At 60.0% G+C, this 5248-nt stretch carries 3 protein-coding genes and 1 pseudogene; all 4 read left to right on the top strand.

Annotation, left to right across the window (positions count from 1 at the left end):
- A pseudogene (locus tag IBX51_RS14170) lies at positions 1-168 on the top strand (Bcr/CflA family drug resistance efflux transporter); the annotation flags it as partial.
- A 76-nt stretch (positions 169-244) separates the two neighbouring features.
- On the top strand, positions 245-742 hold the full coding sequence (tpx, locus tag IBX51_RS14165) for a thiol peroxidase (protein WP_291831946.1): 498 nt from the start codon (positions 245-247) through the stop codon (positions 740-742).
- Between the two features lie 253 nt (positions 743-995).
- Positions 996-2327, top strand: coding sequence for an MATE family efflux transporter (locus IBX51_RS14160; RefSeq protein ID WP_291831945.1), 1332 nt, complete (start codon positions 996-998; stop codon positions 2325-2327).
- A gap of 122 nt (positions 2328-2449) precedes the next feature.
- Positions 2450-5248 (top strand): monovalent cation/H+ antiporter subunit A (locus IBX51_RS14155; RefSeq protein ID WP_291831944.1); only part of this gene is annotated, 2799 nt, incomplete at its 3' end.

The following is a 5248-nucleotide window of genomic DNA, read 5'->3' as shown; positions in this document are numbered from 1 at the left end:
ATGGCCGCCGCTGCCGCCACCGGAGCCCTGGTAGGCATACTCCACGACGGCACCCCATTGGTGATGGCCATGATTATTGCCGTTTGTGCGGGACTGGGGCTGATTGGTTACCTGTTTCTAGTGCAGCGATACCCTGCACCGGGATTTGAGGCACAGGAGGCCAGGTAGGGGGTGCAAAGTCATCCAAAGTACGCTACACAGAGTAGATTGCAGAGATTCAAAACCACACGACAAGGAGCACACCATGAGCAACGTCACCCTCGACGGCAACCCCATCGACATCAGCGGCAAATTCCCCCAGGCCGGTGATAACGCCGCCCCGTTCACCCTCACCAACAGCGGCCTCGAAGAAGTAAAACTCGACAGCTGGGCCGGCAAACGCAAAATCCTCAACATCATCCCCAGCATCGACACCGGCGTCTGCGCCGCCAGCACCCGCAAATTCAACGAAAAAGCCGGCAGCCTCGACAACACCGTCGTCCTCGTCGTCTCCGCCGACCTGCCTTTCGCCGCCGCCCGCTTCTGCGGAGCCGAAGGCCTGAACAACGTCGAAACTCTGTCCACCTTCCGCAACTACAGCTTCCAGCAAGACTACGGCGTCGCCATACAGGACGGCCCCCTCGCCGGTCTGTGCGCCCGTGCGGTTGTGGTCCTCGACGAAAACAACAAAGTGCTGCACAGCGAACTGGTCAACGAAATCAAAAACGAGCCGGATTACGAAGCGGCGCTGAAGGTTCTGTAAAACATCCCCAACCGGGTGGTCAGAGCATTCACGCAGCGTCGATTTCGTTTCGGACTACCCGTTCAGAGTTTGGGCTGAGTGTGCGGGCAGGTCTTTCTCAAACCTTGCGGAGCCATGGATGGCGGAGCAGAGCGTACAGGGACGTATTCACAGCGTGTTTGAGAAAGACCTGCCCGCACACTTAGCACGCACCAAAAGCCAGACCTGTTAGAATCCGCGCCTAGATTCCAAAACCCAAGGCACCGACCCCCAAGTGCAGAACCAACCCCAAAGCCCAAGCCTGGCCCGCCAGCTCTACCACATGACCTGGCCCATGCTCTTCGGCGCGCTCTCCCTGATGACCTTCCAGCTCACCGACAGCGCCTTCGTCGGCCAACTGGGCAGGGACCCTCTCGCTGCGCTTGGCTTCACCGTACCCATGCAACAACTGGTCAGCGGCATGTACGTGGGTCTTGGCATCGCCACCACCGCCATCATTTCCCGCACCCTCGGCCAGGGCGACAACCTCCGGGCCCAACGCCTGGGTGGCCTGGTAGTCACCATCGGCGCCTGCCTGGCATTAATCCTATGCCTTGCCGTCTGGCTGCTGCAAACCGGCATCCTCAACTTTCTCGGAGCAGAACAGACTCTCCGCCCGGTCATCCGGGACTACTGGGCACCCTGGCTGATCTCCGCCTGGATCGGTGCCCTGCTCTACTTCGGTTATGCCGTCTGCCGCGCCAACGGCGACACCAAACTGCCCGGCTACCTGATGATCGCCACCAGCCTTCTCAACATCGGCCTTGATTACCTCTACATCTTCGTCTTTGGCTGGGGCCTGCCCGGCGCCGCCTGGGCCACCATCACCGCCTTCGGCCTTGGCGCCCTGATCGTCTATCCGGCTCTGCTGCGGCGCCAATGGCTACGCTTTGACTTGTTAAAACTGCAGTTGCACAAAGCCGTACGACAACTTGGGGGGATCATGGCACCGGCCATGGTGAGTCAGCTGATGCCACCATTGTCTGCCATGCTCGCCACCTCGCTGGTAGCCGGCTTCGGCTCGGCGGCGGTTGCTGCCTGGGGGCTCGGCACGCGACTGGAATTCTTCTCGATTGTCGTGGTTTTGGCACTCACCATGTCCATGCCACCGATGATCGGGCGCATGCTCGGCGCTGGCGAACTTGAGGATATCCGCAAGCTGGTGCGCATCGCCGTTCGTTTTGTGGTGGTATGGCAGTTGATCTTGGGGTTGATCTGGCTGGCCGCATCAGGCATGGTATCGACGCTTTTCAGCCGGGACGGCGATGTACAGGACATCCTGCTCAGTTACCTGCTGAGGGTGCCGTTGAGTTATAGCGGCCTCGGTGTCTGCATGTTAATGGTGTCCATCAACAACGCTCTGGGATTACCGATGCGCGCGTTGCTGATCTCGACACTGCGACTGTTCGCCTGCTACCTGCCGATGCTGTGGTTGGGAGCCCAGTTGTCCGGGCTCACCGGATTGATGTCCGGGGCTCTGGCGGGAAATCTGGCCGCCGGCTTGATGGCCTATGGTCTCTACCGCCAAGGAATGACCAGATTGAGACATAAGTACCCTGAGCCTTGACGCTTAACAATGACGTTATGTGCTAGGCTTCGGTAATCTATTTTAGCTATCGCGCCCTGACGCTTTCGTACAGGGTACGAAATACACTCACTAAACTACTTTTCCGGGTTACCGGCCTCATTATGGTACCAGGACTCATCATTTTGCTGCCGGTGCTGGGAGCCCTTGCCTCCTGGTTGCTAAGCCGTCATCGTGCCGGCACCAGCATTCGCGTTCATGCTTTATTGGCAGCCTTGGCGCCCTTTACCGGCTTGCTTCTTCTGGTCGGGCACTGGCCGCAAATCGTCGACGCCAATGCATTGGTGTCTACAGTTCAGTGGATTCCCCAACTAGGCCTGAATCTGTCATTCCGGCTGGACGGCCTGAGCTGGCTGTTTGCCACTCTGATCACCGGCATTGGCTGTCTGATCATTCTGTATGCCCGATATTATTTCGACGGCAAAGCCAGTGCACCCCGTTTCTTTATCCTGATCCAGCTGTTCATGACCGCGATGCTGGGCATTGTGCTGTCTGAGAACCTGCTGTTCATGCTGGTATTCTGGGAGCTGACCAGCCTGGTATCGTTCCTGCTGATCGGTTTCACCTGGTCAAACCGGGGTGCTCGCCGTGGTGCCCGGATGTCCCTGGTGATCACCGGGGGCGGCGGCCTGGCGCTGCTCGCCGGCATTCTGCTGTTGGGCAACATGGCCGGCAGCTTCCAGTTATCAGACATTCTCAGCCAGGGCGATGCCCTGAAACAGCACAGCCTGTACCCGCTGATGCTGAGCCTGGTGCTACTGGGTGCGTTCACCAAGTCGGCCCAGGCCCCGTTCCATTTGTGGCTGCCCCACGCCATGGCCGCGCCCACGCCGGTGTCGGCGTACCTGCATTCGGCCACCATGGTCAAAGCCGGCCTGTTCCTGATGGCCCGCATGCACCCGGCCCTGGGCGATACCGAGCTCTGGTTCGCCCTGATTACTGTGACCGGCATGATTACCCTGATGGTAGGCGCCTTTGTGGCCATGTTCATGCACGACATCAAGGGCTTGCTCGCCTATTCCACCATTTCTCATCTTGGGTTAATCACCCTGCTGATCGGGATGGGCAGCGAAATGGCCATGGCCGCCGCACTGTTCCATCTGGTTTGCCACGCCCTGTTCAAGGCGCCGCTGTTTATGATGGCGGGCTATGTGGACCAGGCCACCGGCAGCCGGGATATGCAGCTGATCAATGGCCTTTGGCGATGGATGCCGGCATTGATGATCGTCACGATTGTGCCCGCCGCCGCGATGGCCGGTTTACCGCTGATGAGTGGTTATCTGAGCAAGAAAATGCTGTTCTCCGAGAGCCTGCTGGTGACCGCTCCGCACTGGGCCGATATGGTTATTCCCACCTGGGTCACCGTGGCCGGGCTGTTCTCGGTGGCATACTCTCTGCGTATCTTCCACAACATTTTCTTTAACGGGCGGCCCCGGGATCTGCCGGTCTGGCCTCCCAAGCGCAAATCGCTACCGGCCCTGGCGCCGCTGGCGGTGCTGGCGGCGCTGTCACTACTGGTGGGGCTGGCGCCGCAGTGGATCTATGACAATCTGGTGCACCTGGCCGTCATGGAAACCACGGTATCGCACCTGCCGGCATATGATTTCAGTGCCCTGGCCGATGCCCACACCCCCGCTATGATGAGTCTGGTGGCCATGCTCGGCGGTCTGGCGGTATACGCGGCGCGCAAACCGTTGTTCGCCATTCACGCCCGGTTGCCGGAAGTAGACGCCAAAGACATTTTCGAGACCGTCATGCAGCGCACCATTCGCTTTTCCCAGACGCTGGTTTATCGACTGGAGAACGGCTCTCTGCAACGCTATCTGGCACTGATTCTGCTGACCACCGTGGCTCTGGTCGCCTGGAGCCTGACCGGTCTGGAACACTGGCGTGGGCCGGTGCCGTTGTCAGGCCTGGACCCGTTGGTGGTGTTTGGCATCAGCATTCTGTGCCTGTCGGCCATAGGCGTGGTGCTGTTTCACCGTTACCGCTTGCCAGCACTGTTGCTGCTCTCGGTGACCGGCCTGTTTGTGACGCTCACCTTCGCCTGGTTCTCGGCCCCGGATCTGGCCCTCACCCAGCTCTCGGTTGAAGTGATGGCGGTGGTGATCATGATGCTGGCGCTGTCGTTCCTGCCCCAAACCTCACCGAGAGAATCCCGCTGGCCGCGAGTGGCCCGGGATCTGTTTGTGGCTTTGACCGCCGGCGGTGGTGTTGCTGCCTTCACCTACGCTGTGCTGACCCGTCCGGCTGCATCCATCTCCGATTTCTTCCTGGCCAACAGCGTGCCCGGCGGTGGTGGTACGAATGTGGTGAACGTGATTCTGGTGGATTTCCGAGGCTTTGATACCCTGGGCGAGATCACGGTATTGGGCATTGCCGCCGTGGCGGTGTTCGCCTTTACCCGCAACCTGAACCTCAAAAAACGGGTGGCAGAATCCGGTCACACCCACTGGGTGGCAGAACCACACCCGGTGTTCCTGCAGATGATCGCGCACCTGGCGTTGCCCATCGCTTTGCTGGTCTCGGCCTACATCTTCCTGCGCGGGCACAACATGCCGGGCGGTGGCTTTATTGCCGGACTGGTCACCGCGGTTGCCCTTACCCTGCAGTACATGGCCGGCGGCCTGGTCTGGGCCCAGGAACGGATGCGCACACAGTTCCGCTCTCTTATCGGTGCCGGACTGCTGATGGCTCTGCTGACCGGCGTTGGCAGCTGGCTATTCGGCTATCCATTCCTGACATCCACCTTTGCGCACCTGGACTGGCCGTTGATTGGCGAATTCGAGCTGGCCAGTGTTCTGCTGTTTGATCTGGGCGTGTACACCACGGTGGTCGGCGCGACCCTGCTGATTCTCGCCAACCTCGGCAAACTGATGACCATTGCCGGCCCGGGCAAGGAG

The organism is Marinobacter sp. (assembly GCF_014859525.1).
Classification (GTDB): Bacteria; Pseudomonadota; Gammaproteobacteria; order Pseudomonadales; family Oleiphilaceae; genus Marinobacter.
The sequence above is the reverse complement of the archived record's forward strand: the minus strand, read 5'-3'. Positions and strand labels throughout refer to the sequence as shown.

Bases quoted from the DNA above. Each gene is read 5' to 3' on its own strand.
- tpx (WP_291831946.1), top strand. From the start codon at position 245: ATGAGCAACGTCACCCTCGACGGCAACCCCATCGACATCAGCGGCAAA.